The sequence below is a fragment of the Phocaeicola sp. genome (assembly GCF_057861905.1).
The window spans coordinates 30,097-52,055 of sequence record NZ_DBMACV010000016.1 but is presented as its reverse complement, the minus strand read 5'-3'; the positions used below and the strand labels follow the sequence as shown (position 1 = coordinate 52,055).

Annotated in this window: 21 protein-coding genes; 7 read left to right on the top strand and 14 right to left on the bottom strand. The window is 40.7% G+C overall.

Annotated elements, in window-relative coordinates; all coding sequences use genetic code 11:
- The first annotated feature begins 524 nt into the window (after nucleotides 1-524).
- Entirely contained in the window at nucleotides 525-707 is a 183-nt protein-coding gene (locus ACZM60_RS05215) for a hypothetical protein (protein ID WP_489520943.1), read from the top strand.
- Between the two features lie 10 nt (nucleotides 708-717).
- Nucleotides 718-912 (top strand): hypothetical protein, encoded by a 195-nt coding sequence (locus ACZM60_RS05210; RefSeq protein ID WP_489520942.1) that lies wholly within the window; start codon nucleotides 718-720, stop codon nucleotides 910-912.
- A gap of 1,395 nt (nucleotides 913-2,307) precedes the next feature.
- Here the strand turns inward: ACZM60_RS05210 and ACZM60_RS05205 are convergent.
- The gene (locus tag ACZM60_RS05205) at nucleotides 2,308-3,393 is read right to left on the bottom strand and encodes an HpaII family restriction endonuclease (protein WP_021970144.1); all 1,086 of its coding nucleotides are present in this window, start codon (nucleotides 3,391-3,393) and stop codon (nucleotides 2,308-2,310) included.
- A gap of 371 nt (nucleotides 3,394-3,764) precedes the next feature.
- Here ACZM60_RS05205 and ACZM60_RS05200 point away from each other — a divergent pair, with 371 nt between their 5' ends.
- Nucleotides 3,765-4,223 carry an alanyl-tRNA editing protein gene (locus ACZM60_RS05200; protein ID WP_021970145.1) on the top strand — a complete coding sequence of 153 codons (459 nt, stop codon included), beginning with the start codon at nucleotides 3,765-3,767 and terminating at the stop codon, nucleotides 4,221-4,223.
- Nucleotides 4,224-4,233: 10 nt separating this feature from the next.
- Nucleotides 4,234-5,127, top strand: a complete 894-nt coding sequence (locus ACZM60_RS05195) for a DNA/RNA non-specific endonuclease (RefSeq protein WP_021970146.1) — start codon at nucleotides 4,234-4,236, stop codon at nucleotides 5,125-5,127.
- 4 nt (nucleotides 5,128-5,131) lie between these two features.
- Here ACZM60_RS05195 and ACZM60_RS05190 read toward each other — a convergent pair whose 3' ends face one another.
- The 10 genes from ACZM60_RS05190 to ACZM60_RS05145 all read right to left on the bottom strand — a co-directional run bounded on the left by ACZM60_RS05190 (nucleotide 5,132) and on the right by ACZM60_RS05145 (nucleotide 17,955).
- Nucleotides 5,132-5,896: an EFR1 family ferrodoxin gene (locus ACZM60_RS05190; RefSeq protein WP_489520941.1), complete on the bottom strand. Its 765-nt coding sequence runs from the start codon at nucleotides 5,894-5,896 to the stop codon at nucleotides 5,132-5,134.
- Nucleotides 5,897-6,454: 558 nt separating this feature from the next.
- Complete coding sequence (rplT, locus tag ACZM60_RS05185) at nucleotides 6,455-6,805, bottom strand: 50S ribosomal protein L20 (protein WP_007564746.1); 351 nt, start codon at nucleotides 6,803-6,805, stop codon at nucleotides 6,455-6,457.
- 110 nt (nucleotides 6,806-6,915) lie between these two features.
- Nucleotides 6,916-7,113, bottom strand: coding sequence for a 50S ribosomal protein L35 (rpmI, locus tag ACZM60_RS05180; RefSeq protein WP_022233768.1), 198 nt, complete (start codon nucleotides 7,111-7,113; stop codon nucleotides 6,916-6,918).
- A gap of 73 nt (nucleotides 7,114-7,186) precedes the next feature.
- Entirely contained in the window at nucleotides 7,187-7,765 is a 579-nt protein-coding gene (gene infC / locus ACZM60_RS05175) for a translation initiation factor IF-3 (RefSeq protein ID WP_340319793.1), read from the bottom strand.
- Between the two features lie 112 nt (nucleotides 7,766-7,877).
- Nucleotides 7,878-9,818, bottom strand: coding sequence for a threonine--tRNA ligase (thrS, locus tag ACZM60_RS05170; protein WP_021971916.1), 1,941 nt, complete (start codon nucleotides 9,816-9,818; stop codon nucleotides 7,878-7,880).
- 126 nt (nucleotides 9,819-9,944) lie between these two features.
- Complete coding sequence (locus tag ACZM60_RS05165; RefSeq protein ID WP_489520940.1) at nucleotides 9,945-11,975, bottom strand: tetratricopeptide repeat protein; 2,031 nt, start codon at nucleotides 11,973-11,975, stop codon at nucleotides 9,945-9,947.
- Nucleotides 11,972-12,526, bottom strand: a complete 555-nt coding sequence (gene def / locus ACZM60_RS05160) for a peptide deformylase (protein WP_340319791.1) — start codon at nucleotides 12,524-12,526, stop codon at nucleotides 11,972-11,974. Before def ends, ACZM60_RS05165 begins: the two co-directional genes overlap by 4 nt.
- Nucleotides 12,527-12,547: 21 nt before the next feature.
- Nucleotides 12,548-12,964, bottom strand: coding sequence for a Holliday junction resolvase RuvX (gene ruvX, locus ACZM60_RS05155; RefSeq protein WP_340319790.1), 417 nt, complete (start codon nucleotides 12,962-12,964; stop codon nucleotides 12,548-12,550).
- Between the two features lie 205 nt (nucleotides 12,965-13,169).
- On the bottom strand, nucleotides 13,170-16,721 hold the full coding sequence (gene nifJ / locus ACZM60_RS05150) for a pyruvate:ferredoxin (flavodoxin) oxidoreductase (protein ID WP_489520939.1): 3,552 nt from the start codon (nucleotides 16,719-16,721) through the stop codon (nucleotides 13,170-13,172).
- Nucleotides 16,722-16,776: 55 nt separating this feature from the next.
- Nucleotides 16,777-17,955: an ATP-binding protein gene (locus tag ACZM60_RS05145; protein ID WP_021971921.1), complete on the bottom strand. Its 1,179-nt coding sequence runs from the start codon at nucleotides 17,953-17,955 to the stop codon at nucleotides 16,777-16,779.
- A gap of 111 nt (nucleotides 17,956-18,066) precedes the next feature.
- On the opposite strand from ACZM60_RS05145, the gene ACZM60_RS05140 reads away from it, so the two are divergent.
- Nucleotides 18,067-19,242 carry a hypothetical protein gene (locus ACZM60_RS05140; protein WP_021971922.1) on the top strand — a complete coding sequence of 392 codons (1,176 nt, stop codon included), beginning with the start codon at nucleotides 18,067-18,069 and terminating at the stop codon, nucleotides 19,240-19,242.
- Here the strand turns inward: ACZM60_RS05140 and ACZM60_RS05135 are convergent, their stop codons facing one another.
- From ACZM60_RS05135 to ACZM60_RS05125, 3 genes are all read right to left on the bottom strand, one after another.
- Complete coding sequence (locus tag ACZM60_RS05135; RefSeq protein ID WP_021971923.1) at nucleotides 19,243-19,500, bottom strand: hypothetical protein; 258 nt, start codon at nucleotides 19,498-19,500, stop codon at nucleotides 19,243-19,245.
- Nucleotides 19,501-19,523: 23 nt separating this feature from the next.
- Nucleotides 19,524-19,892 (bottom strand): phage holin family protein, encoded by a 369-nt coding sequence (locus tag ACZM60_RS05130; protein WP_021971924.1) that lies wholly within the window; start codon nucleotides 19,890-19,892, stop codon nucleotides 19,524-19,526.
- Nucleotides 19,893-19,970: 78 nt separating this feature from the next.
- Nucleotides 19,971-20,174, bottom strand: a complete 204-nt coding sequence (locus ACZM60_RS05125; protein ID WP_021971925.1) for a YtxH domain-containing protein — start codon at nucleotides 20,172-20,174, stop codon at nucleotides 19,971-19,973.
- 212 nt (nucleotides 20,175-20,386) lie between these two features.
- Here ACZM60_RS05125 and ACZM60_RS05120 point away from each other — a divergent pair, with 212 nt between their 5' ends.
- Both ACZM60_RS05120 and ACZM60_RS05115 read left to right on the top strand, forming a co-directional pair.
- A complete protein-coding gene (locus ACZM60_RS05120) occupies nucleotides 20,387-20,884 on the top strand; it encodes an SPOR domain-containing protein (RefSeq protein ID WP_021971926.1) in 498 nt (165 codons plus the stop codon).
- 116 nt (nucleotides 20,885-21,000) lie between these two features.
- Nucleotides 21,001-21,954 carry a PCMD domain-containing protein gene (locus tag ACZM60_RS05115; RefSeq protein WP_418586982.1) on the top strand — a complete coding sequence of 318 codons (954 nt, stop codon included), beginning with the start codon at nucleotides 21,001-21,003 and terminating at the stop codon, nucleotides 21,952-21,954.
- The last annotated feature ends 5 nt before the right edge of the window (nucleotides 21,955-21,959 follow it).

Below are 21,959 nucleotides of genomic sequence, written 5' to 3'. Positions count from 1 at the left end.
TCTTTCTGCTTCCACTCGTTGTCGAAAGCGTTTGCAAAGGTAAGAGCTTTTTTCGTAACCACCAAACTTTTTCGAAAGTTTTTTTTCAAAAAGTTTTTTTTGGCGGCGGAAGTCGGCATCAACCGGCTGCCGTTCTCGCTCCCTTAACGCCGTTAAGGTAAGATACTTGGAGGTACCGTAGAACCGCTGCTTCCTGCTCCCTTTCCTTTCAGAATGTCATCTCTTCAACGTCTTTCCCTCTCGAAAGCGGGTGCAAAATTACGCTCTTTTTCGCAAACTCCAACTTTTACAAACACTTTTTTTCAAGACTTTTGCAAGAAAATTCATAAACGGCTGTGTTTCAGGTATGTTTTACGGCATGTCTTGCGGAAGAAGGAAAAGAAAGCCGGAAAGGCTACTCAATATATTATTACGCGCGTGCGAATGCGCGCGCGTCGGTTCCATGCAGAAAGTCCGTACAAAAGCAGGAAAGCAGGAGATTTTCCATAAGCGGGAAAGGCAGAAAAAGGGGGAAAAGTGCCGGTATGGCTGGAAAAAACACGGCAGGCGGCATCCGCAAAATGCAAAAGATTCCGGAGAAAAATCGGGATGACGGGGAAAAAAGACGGCAGGCGCCTGCACAAGACCGGCAGAAAAGAATGCTTCGGGAACCCCAAAATGCCGGAATGGCTGGAAAAAACACGGTAGGCAGCATCCGTAAAATGTGAAAGATTTCAGATGAAAATCGGGATGACGGAGAAAAAACACGGCGGGCGCCTGCACAAGACCGGCAGAAAAAAATGCTCCGGGAATCGAAAAATACCGGAATGGCTGATAAAAAAAACAGCAAGCAGCATCCGTAAAACGCAAAAGATTCCGGAGAAAAATCGGGATGACGGAGGAAAAACACGGCAAGAGCCTGCACAAGACTGACAAAAAAAATGATTCGGAAACCGAAAAATACCGGAATGGCTGATAAATTCCCTCCGGAAAGTCCTGAGAAAAGTGGAAAAATTATGGATATGGAGAGAAAAATTTCCCACACTGCACGGAAAAAAGCTTGAAAATGATTCGAAAGGTGAGGGAAAAATACCCGAGAATGGGAAGCGAAAGCCGAAAATAGTAGGCTTTTCCTTAGAAAAAAATTCAGGAGAAGCACAAAAAATACGGGAATGAGATGAAAAAACGGCAGGCAGTACCCACAAAACACGAAAGATTCCAGATGAAAAATCAAGATTACGGGAAAAAACACAGCAGGCGCCTGCACAAAACAGGCAGAAAAAATGCTCCGAGAACTGAAAAATGCCGAAATAGCCGATAAAAAAACGACAGGCGACATCCGCAAAATGTAAAAGATTCCGGATGAAAAATCAAAATTACGGGGAAAACACGGCAGATGCCTACACAAAATAGGCAGAAAAATGCTCCAGGGACCGAAAAATATCGGAATGGCTGGTAAAAAAAACGGCAGATAGAATAGAAATTCCTAACGAACTTCCCACTAAAAGCACAAAAATTATCCCAACAGAACGAGAAAAAGATTCTCAAAAATAGAAAACAAAGTCGAACAAAACAGAAATCTCTTCCAGACAGAAATGAAAAACGCCCAAACTGTCTACAAGAACCACAGAAGATATCACGATGGAACGAATAATACTTATATCCTGTCATAGCTGAAAATGATAGAAAGCAAAATAGAAATAACATAAAAGCAGAGAACTTTACCGCATGAAACATGCTACCGTAAGCTATATCCAGCTCCACCAATGCAAGAATGCCGTTACCTGCTACAACAAAAATCTAAAAGGATTTTCCAAGAATTTCATCTGCTATACCAATCAAGCTTCTTGCATGGAAGAATGCACCAGGCAAGCAGGAAGCTAACTTACGAAAAGTTCAGCAAAGTCATCAAACAGAATGAAAAGACAGACAAATACACAAACATGATTCAAGATATCAAAAAGCATCTAAACCTCGTCATAAAGATACACCCTCCTTCAGTTACAAATTCAGAGAATTCAAGAGAAAAGAGATGAAAGCGCAGGCACCCGACAATCTGGCTTGCAAATACTATTGAAGCAATATAAGGGAAAAAAAAGAATCTCCCTCGCAGCTTTTCTTCTATAGATGCGGAAAAGGAAACAAAAATTTGTACAAACATTTTTATTTTTTGTACAGAAAATAAAAAAAGACGGTGACGTTCTTAGGAGAAAATACTCCAAAGAAAATATCCCGCCGCCGAAAAATATTCGACGACGGGATACTTCTTGATCTATAGATCATTAATTATTTAAAGCCTGCATACGCCCTATGGCATATACATCAGAGTCAACGTTTCAACAAGCCGATTTTCAGGTTCAGCTTAAAATAATAAACTCCGTTTTCACGTTCCAGATAACCATACTTATCTTTTTCCGTAGAGCCTTTTTCAAGACGAGAATTATAGAACAGGAAATCGGCAAATACCTGACGATAAGCACGCTGATAGCACAACACTTCGCCTTCGCCCGTCACAAACAAAAAGCCACTGATAGCCGATTCGGTACCGTTGTACAATTTAGCCGGACGCATACCGGTAGCCAATGCCAAAAGAAACTCCTTTATTTTATATTCGTAAAAGCCATGTTTGTTTATCAGTTCATCCTTAATCTTAAGCGGATTCAAGCGCTTCACTTCCTCCGTCAGATCTGAAACCTTGGTAATGCCGTCCAACCACATTAAGCGCGTCATTTCGGCAAGCAGACGTCCCATATGCAAGTCCAGCATTGCAAGATTACTGCGGAATATCTTGTCGGCTACATCGTTATACTTTAAAACGCCTCCCAAGCGTTCAATCATCAGCATACGGGCAATCACATCATCTTCCTCCCCCTCCGCATTTATCTTATTTATTGTCGGTACAGCAAACTTTACGCCGGTCTGTTCAAACTTAAAATTGGCCGTACGCCCACCATCAAGCAGCGGAAACATCATCCCCAGTCGAGAGCGAACACAAAAGCCGGTAAGCGGCGCAGTAACATCATAGAAAGCAACACTAAAGTCCGTGCGGTCGTCAGTCTTAGCCTCCAGATCATAAATAGCCACTTCATCCAGGAACTCTTCCACTCCATCGGGCGAAGTCACATCATCCTGCCGGCTGTTACGAATGGCCTGTAATATCAACTCGGCAACAGTCTCAAAGTCTTCGCGCGGTACAAGCTTGTCCATTTTCTCTCCCTTCACATGGATATTGTCTTTTTCTACAATATATTGGCGCGTGCCATCATGCTCTTCTCGCTGTACCATTGCTACAGGAATGCGCTGCTGTTCATTTCTTTTCACATCGGGAGTTCCGGCATACACATAACCGTCTGCCAGAAGGCGAAAAAATGCATATAGTTCGCCCCATTCTCTTTTCGTCGCTTCAAATGCCATATCATTATGAGTTTTAGTGAGGCAAAGGTACGTAAAACAGATGTTAATGAAAAGCCTTTACAGCAAGGTAATTCTTAAACAATGTTATACAGCAGAAAAAATCATCTTTTATATTTGTAGAATCACAAAAAGTCCCTACCTTTGCAATGTGTTTTTCATAGTATTAGATTTAAGGTTAACAAAAGGTTGGAGTACAGCGGTACTCCTTTTTTTATGCCCATACGTGAAGATAAGAATATTTCTATGAATATTTTCCCCGAAAAATCGCATATATTTGCATTCCGATTGAAAATAAAAATTCATCATTCTACCAGATATAGAATGATGTAACCGCAAAGACCAATAACAATATAAACAATAAAAAACTAATCATGGAAGAACTTCAACTGAATGAACATAACAAGCAGGAATATCCGCCTATGCATACCTGCGAACATATTGTAAACCGTACAATGGTAAACCTCTTTGGATGTGGACGCGCTGTTTCGGCTCATATCGAAAAGAAAAAGAGCAAACTCGACTTTGCTTTACCTCAGGCCCCTACAGAAGAGGATATCGCACGCATAGAAAGTACGGTAAATGCAGTAATAGCACAACATTTGCCTGTTACTACTGAATACATCACCCAAGAAGAGGCCAAGGGACGGTTCGACTTAAAAAGACTGCCCGACGGAGCTTCGGATACCGTTCGGGTTGTACGAGTAGGCGACTATGACGAATGCCTGTGTATCGGACTGCACGTAACTAATACATCGGAAATAGGTACCTTCCGTATCATCAGTTCCGACTATAAAGAGGGAATTTTCCGTATTCGTTTTAAATTGTCCTAACTGGCAGAACATGAGTAAAAAGAAGAACAATTCTACCGGCTCGCTGAAAGGTTTTATCCTTCTTGTCATAATCATAGCTGCCGCTCTCTATTTGTATCAGAATAATGATACGGCAAGATCGGCCTCCCTAAAACAGCAGGTAGAACAAACCGTGGACAATGCAACTCAGTATGTTGAAAAAATATCGGAAGATGCGAAAGAGAACAGGCAAAAAGATATTGCATCGAAGCTGGAAATTCCTGTTTCCACCCAGAAACGTGATGAAATCAGATTGACTCGTACCGCTTTCACTATTTCGTATAATAACTTCTACAAAACACCTAACTGGGTTGCATGGGAACTGACACGTCAGGAAACAAGTGGCAATGAAGAGCGAAAGAATAAATTTCTTCCTGACCCTGATTTGCCAGAACCTCGGGTAGAACATTCCGATTATACACATTCGGGCTACGACAGAGGGCACATGGCTCCGGCAGCCGACATGAAATGGAGTGAAAAAGCAATGCAAGAGTCGTTCTATATGAGCAATATTTGCCCTCAAAACCAGAAACTGAACCGCGATGACTGGGGGAACTTAGAAGAGGAATGCCGCAGATGGGCTAAAAAATATGGCAGCATCTATATTGCTTGCGGACCAATCTATGACTCTCCCACTCCCAAGCGTATCGGGCAACACAAAGTGGCTGTGCCTGACCGTTTCTTTAAAGTGATATTAATTTATAATCGAAAGAATCCGGTAGCAATGGGATTTCTATTCAACAATAAAGCAGGGCATAACAAACTGGAGAAATATATGGTTTCTGTAGATTCCGTAGAAAGTGTTACAGGTTTAGATTTCTTCTCCCGCTTGCCCGACAAAGTAGAAAATCAAATAGAAGCTATAGTACCAGCCCTTCTTCCTTGAAGGGCTATTTCCCTTTTATTTTGGTAAACACATATTGTCCTTTTTTCCGGGTTACCTTAGCATATTCAATGGCATGCTTCGGGCAATGATGATAACAGGCCAAGCACATCGCACAATGATTTCCCCATTCAGGTTTTCCATCTGTCAGACGGATGTTATGAAGCGGACAGACTGCCTCACATTTTCCACATGATATACAAGCTTCTGTCGCCCGAAAAGGTTTAGCCGACACCAAAAAGTGCGCAAACAAAGGGTGAACAATATACGTCTTCACCCAAGGCAGAGATCCTTCACAACAATCCATCAGATGCTCACGTGCTGCCAGTTTACATGCAATCTCTTTAACTCTATCTTCTGCCTTTTTCAGCTTTTCTTGTGCTACCGGCAACGGATCGACATCAAAACCGGGTAAAGCCACATATGTATTCGGCATAATCACAGAGAAACCCGCACTACATATCCAGCCTTTTCTCTCAAAAGCACGACGAATAAGCTGCGGCGTCTTACCTGTGTCATCTCCACAAGTACAAACAAAATATACATACTCAGGCTTACATATAGTCTGAAGTTCAGCTATAAAACGGAGAACAACCGCAGGAGGTCCCCACGAATAGACAGGAAAAACAATACCTATTGTATTCTCCTCAGCAACAAAGCTGTTCTTTTTCGCCAGTATATCTGCTATAGAACAAACAGCTTCCTCCAAAAGTTCACCTAAGCGCTCTGCGACCCAACGAGAATTGCCTGTACCGGAAAAATAAAATATCATAAAAGGAATATTAAAGCAGATTAATAAAAAATGAATAGTCCAGAAAAAACAAAAGCGAAGTTTTATATTCCCCTGAAATAAAACCATCGCTTAACCTAAAAAGAAAAGCCGCACCCGAGGCGTGACGAAACTCCGATAAACATGATTTGAGTGCTCTCCCCCTTTGTAATCCACCGGCATAAATGCTACCCGAAGGCGTGGCCCGCCATTGGAAGATGAAGCTGTTCTCGGTATTTCTTATAATTTGATGAGTTTCCCGATTCTGCAAGTGCGGCTTCATTTTTGTATTACAAAAATAATACTTTAATCTGAAATAACAAAATCTTAGCTACTTAATTTTACAGATATCTACAGACTACTACAAACTTTCCTCTCCCTTCCATTGCAGTTTTTAAAGCAACGACCTCATATGAAGATATCCTCCTTATCACCTATTCTCCATTTATCACATTTTGCAAAGGCTTCTAAACGAGTTCATCCCAAAACCTGACATTACCCCAATAAAAAAGGGATACCACCTATGTGATATCCCTCCTATTCTTTTAATCGTTCTCCTGATTAAGCAGCTTTTGCTTTTGCAACAACAGCCTTAAATGCTTCAGGATGGTTTACAGCTAAATCAGCCAAAACCTTACGGTTGATTTCAATACCTGCTTTGTGCAATGCACCCATCAACTTAGAATAAGACATACCTTCCAAACGAGCAGCAGCATTGATACGCTGAATCCACAATGCGCGGAAGTTACGTTTTTTGTTCTTACGGTCACGGTATGCATAAGTCAGACCTTTTTCCCAAGTATTTTTAGCAACGGTCCAAACATTTTTTCTTGCACCAAAGTAACCTCTGGTTAAACCTAAAATTTTCTTTCTTTTTGCTCTAGAAGCAACGTGATTTACTGATCTTGGCATAGTTTTAATTCTTTTTTGAATGATAGCGCCGATATTTTACAATCGAACTTGAAGCTAATGCATTCGGTTAATAATTTAAAATGATACGTTTACGCTTTTTCCTCTCAAGATTACTTCATGCAAAGAAGTTCCTTAACCTGAGTCAGGTTAGCACTGTGTACCAATCCTGCATGTACAAGGTTTCTTTTCTGCTTTTTAGTCTTCTTAGTCAAAATGTGACTGTGAAAAGCGTGCTTTCTCTTGATTTTACCTGTTCCGGTAAGAGCGAATCTTTTTTTAGAACCGGAGTTAGTTTTTACCTTTGGCATCTTATTAAATTTTAATTATTATTACTCAATAGTGGCAACGCACTATACCGGCGCGTTACACACTCTTTTATCATTATTCAGCTTCTTCGTCCTTTGGAGCTGCCGGTTTAGCCGGCTTTTTAGGTGCTGTTGCCTTTTTAGGCGATAAAGAGATTGTCATTCTCTTACCTTCCAGCAACGGCATTTGCTCAACCTTTGCATATTCCTCCAAATCATTAGCAAAACGCAAAAGCAAAACTTCCCCTTGTTCTTTAAACAAGATAGAACGTCCTTTAAAGAAGACATAAGCCTTCACCTTATCACCATCCTGCAAAAAGCCAATAGCATGCTTCAGTTTAAAGTTATAGTCATGTTCATCTGTTTGAGGTCCGAAACGGATTTCCTTTACATTAACTTTAACTTGTTTTGCTTTTTGTTCCTTTGCGCGTTTCTTTAACTGATAAAGGAATTTAGAATAATCTATAATTCTACAAACTGGAGGAACAGCGTTGGGTGAAATTTCAACTAAATCAGCTTCATGTTCTTCAGCCAGTTTTAAAGCTTGTGCTATCGGATATACAGCCGATTCGATATCATCTCCCACAATACGTACTTCTTTGGCGCGAATCTGTTCATTGATTCGATGCTGCCCTTTTAAAGTGTCATTCTTCATTAAAAAATTCTTTTTCTTCCTTTTTGTTTGCTTTTTAATTATAAATTATTGTTCTTAAAGTTGGCTATTTGTGGAAGCAAATATAACATTACTTCCACAAACGGTTGCAAAGTTACCATTTATTTATCATATTATGAACTTCTTCTGCAATATTTTTTGCAAATTCTTCGATTTTCATGGTTCCTTTATCGCCTTCTCCTTGTTTACGTACAGCGACTTCTCCATTTTCGGCCTCTTTTTCTCCGACAATCAACATGTAAGGAATACGTTTCATTTCGTTATCACGAATCTTACGACCAATCTTTTCATTACGATCGTCTACGATGGCGCGGATGTCACTCTTCTTCAGTTCCTGACGAACTTGATTTGCATAATCATTAAATTTTTCAGAGATAGGCAAAATTGCAACCTGATCAGGAGTCAACCACAACGGGAACTTACCTGCAGTATGCTCAATTAATACGGCAACAAAACGTTCCATTGATCCAAACGGTGCACGATGAATCATAACCGGACGATGTTTCTGATTATCTGCGCCCATATACTCCAACTGGAAACGTTCAGGCAAGTTGTAATCAACCTGAATAGTACCCAGCTGCCAACGACGACCGATAGCATCTTTCACCATAAAGTCCAACTTAGGACCATAGAAAGCAGCTTCTCCATATTCAACTTTTGCCTTCAGTCCTTTTTCCTCACAAGCTTCGACAATAGCTCTTTCTGCTTTTTCCCAGTTTTCATCGCTACCAATGTATTTCTCGTGATTAACTTTATCACGCAAAGAAATCTGAGCTTCGAAGTTTTCAAGCCCCATAGATCTGAATACGATAGAGATAATATCCATAACGCGCAAGAACTCATCTTTTACCTGATCAGGGCGACAGAAAATGTGCGCATCATCTTGAGTAAAGCTACGTACACGAGTTAATCCGTGAAGTTCACCACTCTGCTCGTAACGGCATACTGTACCAAATTCTGCAATACGCAAAGGCAGATCACGATAAGAACGCGGTGTATTCTTATAAATCATACAGTGATGAGGACAGTTCATCGGCTTCAAGAAATACTCTTCACCTTCTTCCGGTGTATGAATAGGCTGGAATGAATCTTTACCATATTTTGCATAGTGTCCTGAAGTTACATACAACAATTTATTACCAATTGGAGGACACATAACTTCCTGATAATCGTAACGAGCCTGAATACGGCGCAAGAAATCCTGCAAACGAATACGCAATGCAGTACCCTTTGGCAACCACATAGGAAGACCTTTACCTACCATATCAGAGAACATAAACAATTCCATTTCCTTACCGATTTTACGGTGGTCACGTTTTTTGGCTTCCTCTAACAATGTAAGGTATTCATCCAACATTTTCTTTTTAGGGAATGTTATACCATAAATACGTGTCATCTGTTTACGGTCTTCCTGTCCTCTCCAATAAGCTCCCGCAACAGACAATAATTTTATAGCTTTAATAGGGGCCGTAGAAGGCAAATGCGGGCCACGACAAAGATCAGTAAAAGCTCCCTGGGTATATGTTGTAATATGGCCATCTTCAAGTTCTGAAATCAGCTCACATTTATAAGTTTCGCCTCTTTCACCAAACATCTTCAAAGCATCCTCTTTAGAAATGCTCTGGCGTACCAATTCTTCTTTCTTGGCAGCCAATTCAATCATCTTCTTTTCGATTGCCGGCAGATCGCTTTCTTTTATTACAGCCTCTCCCGGATCTACATCATAATAGAAACCGTTTTCAATAGCCGGACCAATACCAAACTGAATACCCGGATACAGCTCCTGCAATGCTTCAGCCAACAAGTGAGCACTTGTATGCCAAAATGCATGTTTGCCTTGCTCATCATCCCACTTATAAAGTACGAATTCAGCATCTTCGTTAATAGGTCTAGTTAAATCAATAGTTTCACCGTTTACGCCACAAGCCAATACATCTTGCGCCAAACGCGAACTGATACTTTCTGCAATCTGCAGACCAGTTACTCCTTCGTTGTACTCACGAACAGAGCCGTCAGGAAAAGTAATCTTAATCATAATCTTTATGTTATTGATCTATTATTGAGTCGCAAAATTAAACAAATAAATGAAGAATAAAGAATGAAGGATGAAGAATTTTAAACAGTTCACCTGCAAATTCTTCATCCTTTACACTTCAATTTATTATTCATTCTGTTTTTCCGTTACCGAAGTAAAACGTTTTATCACACTATAAGCCGAGAAAATACCAAGCTCCCCTGCCTTACTCAAATCCTGTATTCCCTGGCGGTTGTTTCCCAGAAAAACATTCGTCAAGCCACGATTATAATAAGCATCAGAAAAACGAGGATCCAACTCTATCGCTTTATTATAATCAACCAACGCAGCATGATAGTCTTTCATCACAGCCAGTATATTACCACGATTATAGTAAGCATAGGCAAAATCAGGAGCCAAACGAATTACTTCATCCAAATCCCGGCGAATGGTTGCATAATCCAATACACGTACTTGCGGTTGTCCGCCCACATCTATTTTTGCCTCATATTCATCATTCTTATCACGCTTACGGTATTCTAACTGCTTATAATGAATAAGCGAACGCATAAAATAGGATGGGAAGAAAGTTGAATCACGTTCTATTGCCGCATCTAAATCCTTCAAGGCATTATCAAAATCCTGCACTAAATAGAAATCCATCGCACGCGCATAATAATGCATCATATCTTCCGGATTCTTCACTATTTTTTCTGTTTCCTCATCAATGGAAGCAAAATGCAACTTAGCTTGTTCTTCCGTCAACGAAGCTTCATTATTAGTAATCAACAAAGGAAGAGGAAGTACATGACGGTTATTCAAATCATCAATATACTTGGAATAATTAATTTGCCGTTTCACCTCTTCATGACGCTCGTAATATGTCAAAGCAAACATGGGCTGCGGAAGAATAGTGATATTTCTATCCTGCACACGTCCACGATAATCGGTCTTATACTTCGTAGTTTCATCCTCATTATCAGCAACGATAATCTTACGATAGTTATTCATATTCTTATCCGACTTCTTACGAGTTTTATCTCCCGAAGCTGCAGTCTGACGCTGGTTTGACTTCCCGTTTTGGGCATCAAGCTGGGCTTTCAGTACCTTAAATTCATCTTCATCCGCTCCCTTCAAATCGCCTGTTTTTCTACGCGCCTGCGCCCGATATTGATATCCAGCCAAAAAATTCGGATACTCATTAATAACTGCAGTGTAATCTGCTATTGCTCCAGCATAGTCACCTGTTTTATCGCGCAATAAACCACGATTGAATACAGACATCATATTATCAGGCTCTATCTGCAAAACAAAGTCAAAATCTTCAATCGCACGATTATCATCTCCAACTTGCGCACGCAACAATCCTCGATTGTAATGGCCTATGAAATTGTTACGATCTATATCCAATGCTAAATCATAATCCTGCATTGCTCCCCTCAAGTTATTCTGATGATAACGAGCTAAAGCACGATTAATGAACAAACCTGCATTACGGACCGACAAACGAATAGCCTCCGTCAAATCACTTTCTGCATCAGCATATTTTTCACGCTGCAAAAACAACATTCCCCTGGAAGCCCACGTATCTGAATTATAGCGATCCATATCTATCGCCCTATCTGCATCGGTCATTGCCTGAAGCGTATCTTTTTGCTTCAGAGAAACCTCTGTACGCATCAGATAAGCATCTGTATAACGAGGAGCTATACGGATCAATGTATCCAAGTCTGCTTTTGCCAAAGCATAATCTTCTTCCCGCATACGACACAACGCCAAGTTATGCCACAAGCTGATATTCTCAGGATCAAGTTTTAAAGCTTTCTCATAGTCCTGAATGGCCTCTTTAAATTTCTCCTGACGAATACGAGAAATACCTCGTATCTGATATGCATTAGGTACGAAAGGATTACGTTCAATAGCCTCGGTACAATCATTTTCAGCGCCTTGATAATCATCCAAGTTCATTTTAGCAAGCCCGCGATAAAAATAAGGTTCTGCCAAATAAGGCTTAGCATTGATTACCTGATTAAAGTACTGAATGGAAAGTACGTAATCTTCAAAATACAATGCATTCCGTCCTATAGTCATTACCCGGTCCGTATTAATCTGTCCCCACGAACTCAAAGGAGAAAAGACACCTATTATATATAATATATAGAGAAGTTTTCGAATCATTTTACTGTTTTCACCTTGTAAGCACACCGCGCTTTTCCCTTCAGCATATTGTTCAGTTTACCTTTTATCATCTGTTTACGAAGAGCAGACAAATGATCGATAAACATAGTTCCTTCCAAATGGTCAAACTCATGTTGCATAACACGTGCCAGATATCCTTCAACCCATTCATCATGCGGATTCATTTCTTCATCCAAATAAGTAACATGAATTTTGTCAGGTCTCTTCACACTCTCGTGTATTCCCGGCAAGCTTAAACAGCCCTCTTCCATAGAAACGAGTTCTTCCCCGACTTCCAAAATATGAGGATTAATATATGCATGACGAAAATCTTTAAACTCCGGCATATCCTCGGATAGTACGTCCAAGTTGATTACCACAACTCGAATAGGAAGCCCAACTTGAGGAGCAGCAAGCCCTACGCCATCTGCACGATCCATCGTTTCGAACATATTTTGAATCAAGTCTTTCAAATTGGGATAATCCGGAGTTATGTCTTCGGCCTCCTGACGAAGTACAGGCTGACCGTATACGTAAATAGGTAAAATCATCGTTTTTATTTTTTTGAAGTTTTAAATTCGTTTGGATTCAAGATAAGATTGTAGAATTATCGTAGCACTTATTTCATCAACCAAGGCTTTGTTCTGACGGTCTTTCTTTTTTAAGCCACCAGCCAGCATTGCCTGATGCGCTAAAACAGACGTAAAGCGCTCATCCACCAGTTCAACAGCCATATCTGGCAAGATTTTTTTCAGACGATTCATAAAAGGTATAATATTCTTCATATTTTCAGAATCCTCATTATTCATCTGCTTAGGATGCCCGATAATTATACGTTCAACCTCCTCTTGCCGTACATAGTTCAATAAGAAATCCACCAACTGATGCGTGGGCACAGTCGTGAGTCCATTGGCAATAATCTGCATCGGATCAGATACAGCAATGCCCGTACGTTTTTTTCCGTAGTCTATCGCTAAAATTCTACTCATAGTTGTCGGCAAAAATACAAAAATTGGCGTAAACAGGATACAACATGAAAAGGTTTTTATATTTTTTCACCACGAAAAGCTATAGAACCAACAAATACATACTACCTGCCGACAAAACTTTCCATCCAATAAAAACAGAGAGGACATACCCACGGTATGCCCTCTCCTTTTAATTTATCAGAATGTTTGTTTATGTAACAGAAGATTATTTCTCTTCACTCCAGTCCATAGCAGCCATACGCTTGTAAGAAGCATAACGTTTCTTAGCCATATCTTCACAAGCATTGAACAAATCGGCAGCCTCAGCAGGATACTGTTTCATTACAGAAGCAAAACGAACTTCACCCTTCAGGTAATCCTGGAAGTTATCCCAGTTCGGTTCTTTAGAATCGAGTGAGAACGGATTCTTACCTTCTTCTTCCAGAGCCGGGTTGAAGCGCCACAAGTGCCAGTAGCCACATTCTACAGCCTTAGCCTCTTCAGCCTGAGATTTACCCATACCAGCTTTCAAACCGTGGTTGATACATGGAGCATAAGCGATAACCAAAGAAGGTCCGTGATATGCTTCAGCTTCGCGGATAGCCTTCAAAGTCTGAGCCTGGTCAGCACCCATTGCAATCTGAGCAACATAAACATATCCGTAAGTAGTAGCAATCAGACCCAGGTCTTTCTTACGTACACGCTTACCAGAAGCAGCAAATTTAGCGATAGCACCCAGCGGAGTAGCCTTAGAAGACTGACCACCTGTGTTAGAGTAAACTTCTGTATCCAATACCAAGATGTTTACATCTTCGCCAGAAGCGATAACGTGATCCAAACCTCCGTAACCGATATCATAAGAAGCACCATCACCACCGATAATCCACTGAGAACGTTTAACCAAATAATCTTTGAATTCATCGATAGTAGCGCAATAAGCACATTTATCTTTTGCAGCTTCTACCAGCGGAATAATCTTTTCAGCAGCAGCCTTGCTCTTGTCTGCATCGTTACGTCCGTCAATCCATTCCTGGAATGCTTCCTTGTATTCAGCCGGAGTACCTTCAGCAGCGATAGCAGCCTTCATAGCATCTTCCAGACGGTTACGCAGCTTCTTGTTAGCCAATTCCATACCCAAACCGAATTCACAGAAGTCTTCGAACAATGAGTTTGCCCAAGCAGGACCCTGACCTTTTTCGTTAGTTGTATACGGAGTTGAAGGAACAGAACCAGAATAGATAGAAGAACATCCAGTAGCATTAGCAACCATTTCACGGTCACCAAACAACTGAGAAATCAGTTTTACGTACGGTGTTTCACCACAACCAGAGCAAGCTCCAGAGAACTCGAACAACGGAGTAGCGAACTGTGAGTTCTTCACGTTAGCCTTGATGTCAACCAGGTGCTGTTTAGACTTCACATTTTCAGTACAATAAGTCCAGTTAGCAGCTTCAGGCAACTGACTTTCCAGATGTTTCATAGTCAAAGCCTTGCCACCCTTCTTCGGGTTACCCGGACATACATCAGCACAGTTACCGCAACCCAGACAGTCGAGAACGTCTACTTGTACACGGAATGTCATACCGTCGAACTGTTTGCCGACAGCCTTCAGCATCGGGAAGTTAGCACCCTTCTGTTCTTCTGCATCGAGAACGAACGGACGGATTGCAGCATGAGGACAAACGTATGCACACTTGTTACACTGGATACAGTTTTCAGGATTCCATTCCGGAACGAATGCAGCTACACCACGTTTTTCGTATTTAGCTGTTCCCTGATGCCATGTACCGTCTTCGATACCCTTGAATGCAGATACCGGCAGCAAGTCACCATCCTGAGCATTGATCGGACGAACAACTTCGTTGATGAATGCAGGATCATTGTTGGCAGCAGCAGCTTCAACTTCCAAGTTAGCCCAAGCCGGATCTACAGTTAACTGCTTGTATTCACCACCACGATCAACGGCAGCGTAGTTCTTGTTGACTACATCTTCACCCTTCTTACCGTAAGACTTCACGATGAACTTCTTCATTTGTTCAACAGCCAAGTCTACAGGAATAACGCCTGTGATACGGAAGAATGCAGACTGAAGGATAGTATTGGTACGGTTACCCAGACCAATTTCCTGTGCAATCTGTGTAGCGTTGATATAGTAAACAGTAATATTGTTTTCTGCGAAATATTTCTTAACCTTGTTCGGCAAATTCTTAGCCAGTTCTTCACCTTCCCAGATAGTATTCAACAGGAAAGTACCGTTCTTGCGCAGACCACGAGTTACATCGTACATGTGCAGGTAAGCCTGAACGTGGCAAGCAACGAAGTTCGGAGTAGTTACCAGATAAGTTGAGTGAATCGGGTGATTACCGAAGCGCAAGTGAGAACAAGTGAAACCACCAGATTTCTTAGAGTCGTAAGAGAAGTAAGCCTGGCAGTATTTATCAGTGTTGTCACCGATGATTTTTACAGAGTTCTTGTTAGCACCTACAGTACCATCAGCACCCAATCCATAGAATTTAGCTTCGAATACACCTTCTGCGCCAAGAGCGATTTCTTCTTTCTGAGGCAGAGAAGTGAAAGTAACATCATCCACAATACCGATAGTAAAGTGATCCTTCGGCATCGGGAGTTCCAGATTTTCGTATACTGACAGAATCTGAGCCGGAGTAGTATCTTTTGAACCCAGACCGTAACGTCCGCCTACGATCAACGGAGCATTTTCCTGTCCGTAGAATACGTCTTTTACATCCAGATACAAAGGTTCGCCGTTAGCGCCCGGTTCTTTAGTACGATCCAGAACAGCAATACGTTTTACTGTCTTAGGCACTTTAGCCAAGAAGTGCTTAGCAGAGAACGGACGATACAAGTGAACAGCAACCAAACCAACTTTCTTACCCTGAGCAGTCAGATAGTCGATAGCCTCACGAGTAGCTTCTGTTACAGAACCCATAGCGATGATGATGTTCTCAGCATCTTCAGCACCATAGTAATCGAACAAACCGTAATTACGTCCTGTAATCTTGTTAATTTCGTTCATATATTCTTCTACGATAGCAGGAACGGCATCGTAGAACGGATTACCAGATTCTCTGTGCTGGAAGAAATGATCCGGGTTTTCAGCCATACCGCGAGCAACCGGTTTGTTAGGACTGAGTGCGCGTTCACGGAACTCAGCCAAAGCCTTCTGGTCGATAAGCGGAGCCAAATCTTCGTTATCCAGCTTTTCAATCTTCTGAATTTCGTGAGAAGTACGGAAACCATCGAAGAAGTTTACAAACGGAACACGAGATTTAATTGTAGACAAGTGAGCAACACCAGCCAAGTCCATAACCTCTTGTACAGATCCTTCGCACAACATAGCGAAACCAGTCTGACGGCAAGACATTACATCCTGGTGATCACCGAAGATACACAGAGCATGAGAAGCCAATGTACGTGCAGAAACATGGAATACACATGGCAAGAACTCACCTGCGATTTTATACATATTAGGGATCATCAGCAAAAGACCCTGAGATGCAGTATAAGTAGTTGTCAATGCACCAGCCTGAAGAGAACCATGTACTGCACCGGCAGCACCACCTTCAGATTGCATTTCCTGAACCAAGACAGTTTCACCGAAGATATTTTTACGACCTGCGGCAGCCCATTCATCTACATGTTCAGCCATTGTAGATGACGGAGTGATAGGATAGATAGCAGCTACCTCTGTAAACATATACGAGATATGAGCAGCAGCCTCATTACCATCACAAGTGATAAATTTTTTTTGTTTAGTCATACAATTACTAATTATTATTAGGTAATAAAATCTATTCCAATATTAATGCACCACACTAATACAGAAAACCAAATAGCCATAATGGAATCTGGTTTCCGTGTCCTAACTCTGATTTATGCATCGCATAATAGACATTAGGATTATTCTTTAGCTTATAACCTTCACTACATATGCGAAAATTCAAGTTTTCGTCGACCAAGAATGAAGTACCTTTTTCCCCCTTATTTACTTTATGATCTTTCCACAACGAGTTTACAAAAAAAGTTTCCAGCACATCTTGCTCTTCTACCTTTACCGGATAAATACTATACATAAGATTCGTATTGTGCATCATAATCTTTGCCGGTTTCTTCGGAAACACTTCACCCTTTGGATAAACCATATTAATCAATCGCGCATCAGCAAGATATTTTATATAGTTCATTACTGTTGCACGAGAGGTTTGTATATCGGCGGCCAACTGGCTGACATTAGGAGCAACAGGACCGTCTACTGCCAACAAATATAATAATTTTTTTATTTTCGACAGATATTTCAATTCAATTTGTTTGATAAGAAGAATATCCACTTCTATCATCATATTCATAGTCTTCAACAGATTCTCGGAGAAGTTTCTTTTCTCAAGAAAGAACGGATAAAAACCATGATGAATATAGTCTTGAAAATAATTGAGCGGATTGGTATGAGGCAGAATCGTTTTAGCAATATGTTCATGATTGTTCAATATTTCTTCTAAGGTATAAGAAGAAAAATGGTTACCAGTCTGTAGATTCAAAAATTCCCTGAAAGAAAATCCACGTAAATTATAGGAACGTACGATACCATTCAATTCAGGATTTTCATCTTTCAGACGCATAACAGATGAGCCTGTAAAAACAATTTTCAAATTAGGATAACGTTCATAGCATGTACGAAGATCATGGCTCCAGTCCGGCAACTTGAATACTTGGTCAATTAGCAAGACTTTTCCACCTCGCTTGACAAACTCTCCCGCAAAATCCACTAAGCTACATTGAGAAAAATAGAAATTATTCATGTTTACAAACAAACACGAACGATCGAAACCGAACTTTTCTTTTGCATATTGCAACAAGAAAGTTGTCTTGCCAACTCCCCGCGTACCTTTAATACCTATCAGGCGAGCACTCCAGTCTATTTCATCCATCAGGTCGCGTCGCACAGGGGCATTGGTATGTTCGACCAAATAATTATGTGTTCTGTAAAATACTTCCATGAAATTCTGTTTCTTCGCTGCAAATATAGTAATAGTTCCTCAATTTGCAAACTGGAGTTGACAAAATATTATTTTTTACACTAACTTTGCAAACACAAAAACAGGTGTTGTATGACAAAAGAAATCTATCTCTTTAATCCTGAAAACGATATGGCATTAGCCAATTTTACTCCTTATTATAAAGCTCCAAAGGAGATCATCCGCATGGCAAACGACCTATCTGTTCTGCCTTCATGGTACGCGCCCGAAGGAAGCATAATAAAAGTCAATTCACTCTTACAGGCTGACCTACAGAAAAGACAATGTCCTGTCCCCGAACTTACGCCTCAAGTAGAATGGTGTGATACATGGGAAAACGCACCTTACCGTCCATGGGGATGGAATCCTTCTCTTTTACATACACTAAGACAATCTGGAGTTAATGAGAACTTTCTCTTGTCGGACGAACAGATCCAAAGACTTCGTTTCCTATCAGGACGCCAGCGTTGCACCGAGATTTTACAATCTTTTACTGACAGCAATTTATTATGCGGAGAAGCAATGATATGCGACACTCTTTCACAAATTCAAAATTATGTTCGCAACACAGGGGAATGCATTTTAAAAGCTCCTTGGTCTGGCAGCGGAAGAGGGCTTGTACATGTTTCACCGACAAGCTGGACATCCTCTATCGAAGGATGGGCCGAACGTATATTACGTGTACAGGGTAACATCATGGCAGAACCTCTATATAATAAGGTGAAAGATTTTGCAATGGAATTCTATTCAGACGAAAAAGGACATACACATTTTATAGGATATTCATTATTTGAAACAGACATACACGGCAATTACAAAGCCAATATTCTATCATCAGACAAGCAAATAGAACAAATCCTATCATATTACATTCCAACTGCGACCTTACACAACACCCGCCAAACGTTAGAAACAGTACTGTCAGACCTGATAGGAACAGCATATCATGGATATTTAGGAGTAGATATGATGATCTGTCGTGCATCCGGCAATTACAATTATCAGCTTCACCCCTGCGTAGAAGTTAATTTACGTATGAATATGGGAGTCGTATCTCATTTGATATTCGAACGCTATGTCCACCCCCAAGCGCATGGTAAGTATATAGTAGAATACTATGCTACAGACGGAGAAGCTCTGGAAGTACATCAACAATATCTATACACACATCCTTTAAAGCTACAAGACGAGAAACTGGCAAAAGGATACTTTTCGCTTACCCCCGTAGAAAAAAGCACCCGTTACCATATTTTTCTTTTACTTACCTAATTAGCGTTTCTTCTTTTTATCACCAAAAAAGCCCCGCACCCGACGCAATATTTTTATCCCCGTCATCAGTCCATCATATGCCGCAATACCCATATTCACCTGCTGCATCAAACTATCTATTTTATTTTTACCTTGCTGGGGAGCAAATAGTTGCTGAGACAAATTCTGCATACGATCTTTAGACTGTTTCAACTCCTCCCGCTTAGCCAGCCGGCGTTCTCTAATACCTTCAATTGTATACGATATCCGTTGTTCCATATTATTTTCTCCTCAATATATGACTAAAGTGAATTTGAAGAATTATCCAAGAATAGTCGAGCCAAAAAATTGACCATTGGTTGAAAAATAAGCCGCTTGCGCAGTCTGTAAACCACAAGTGCAATTAAAATCAGCAGCCCGCCGATAATAGCATATCCCGCGACCAAGCTTCCCGTGGCCGATGCCAAAACATAGACCAGCATAAAAGAGAGGTAAAAAGCAGCCATAGTACCCAAAACAATAAGAATAAATATGAGCGTTAGTGTCGAAAGCAAGATTGTAAGTTTTTCAACCAAATCCAGCTTTGTGTACTCCCCCTGCAACTTCAGATAGTTCTTAACCTCCTTAAAAAGCTCAGTCAGATTGTCGATACTTTTGTCGTTAGCAAACATATACTTCGTTTTAATAAAACAAAAGGCAGACTTTGCTTTTTTAAGTAAAAGTCCGCCTCTCCATCGTCAATAATCAGTTTATTCTGCATCTTTTACTTCCGATGCGATCTGGTCTACCAAATCATCCATTTCTTCACGGTTTAAACGAATACCCTTTTTACGCAAAAGTTCTGCGATTTTATTACGAGTATCTTCACCTTTTTCAGGTGCAAATAAAACACCTGCTGCTGCTCCCAGAGCCAATCCGCCTAAGAATGCAGCTACAACATTCAATGCTTTCATAAGTATGGTCTTTATTGTTATTACATTTACAAATATAGGAAAATCTTTGAAATATTATTTCTTTTAGACGTAAAAACTTTTTCTTAGATCAAGAACCGCCAAATATTAACAGATTTTAATATCATGACTATACTTACCTGCTTTTATATTACTACTTTTGCAGGTAAAATTAAAGTGAGTTTAAACATAAACTTAAATAAATTTCAGTCAACATGAAAAAGATCGTTGTATTAGGAATGGGATTATGCGTCGCTTTGGCGTTCTCTTCCTGTAAATCAAGTGAAAGTGCTTACAAAAAAGCGTACGAAAAAGCTAAACAGCAAGAACTGGCCGACGCATCAAATGCAAGTACAAGCACAGAAGCTCCTGCAGAGGTCGTAACTCCAGTAGAAACCGTACCTGTTGCCCCTGTTTCTTCTGCTCCGGTTCGTGAAGAAAAAGTGGAATTAGTTTCAGGTGAAGGATTGAGAGCCTATAGTGTAGTATGCGGAAGCTTTGGCGTAAAATCAAACGCTGAAGGGTTGAAGGCACAAATGGATAACGAAGGCTATAACGCAAAGGTTGTTTACAATGCACAAAACAATATGTATCGCGTCATTGTAGAATCTTTCGACACACGTGATGAAGCTGCACGTGCAAGAGATGCTTTCAAGGCTAAATATCCTAACCGCAAAGATTTCCAGGGAGCATGGCTGCTGTATAAGCTCTAATAATATTGCCGATAAGTCAGAAATATTATTCTATAAAACGGATTCAAAGCGATAGTGTTCAGACTATCGCTTTTTTTTGTACCTTTGCCCGACAAAAAAACAATAATACATAATTTATGAAAATTAGACTTATAGCTGCACTTACCCTTGTAGCTCTACCCTTTATTGCAGAGGCACAGGAAAAAGTCGTGCCATTAAAATATGGAAACATGGACCAATGGGTAACTCGTAAAATACACGAATCGGGAGTTATCGGAGGAGATACTAAGTTACTATACGAATTAGGACCGACAAAAGTCATCGACGGAAATGAAGCCTACGTAAATCAAGGGGGATCGCCATGGGGAAACTCTAACGTTATGGCGAAAGTCATGGGGATCGTTAAGACTAACACCAGTGTATATCCCGAACATCGTGGCGACGGATATTGTGCTCGTCTGGAAACGCACATTGAGAGCGTAAAAGTTCTGGGGCTTGTCAATATCACCGTACTCGCTTCAGGTTCTATGTTCTTAGGCGACATGAAAGAACCTATCACGGGCACAAAAGATGGAGAAAAGGCTCTTAACTCAGGAGTAAAATTCACTTCTCGCCCCAAAGCTGTACGATATGACTATAAAGTGCAGATGTCTGGTGCTCCCAACCGTATCCGTCAGACGGGTTTCAGCCGTAAAAGTACTGTACCGGGACAAGATTGTGCAATTATGACCTGCCTTCTTCAGAAACGTACGGAAGATGCCAACGGCAACATTATCGCTAAACGTGTAGGAACTGCAGTTGTGCGCTATAGCAAAACAGAAGGATGGAACAATAAGGCAACCTACGAAATAAAATATGGTGATATTACACATGATGCCGGCTACGAAGCTGAACTTATGAAACTGGGAGTAGGTGGCTATTATGCACGAAACAGCAAAGGAGAAAGTGTACTGATACAGGAAAACGGATGGGCCGATGCAGATGAAACTCCTACCCATCTTATATTGCAGTTTACATCCAGTCTGGGAGGTGCTTTCGTTGGCTCTCCAGGAAATAAGTTATGGATAGACAATGTATGTTTAGTATATTGATACAG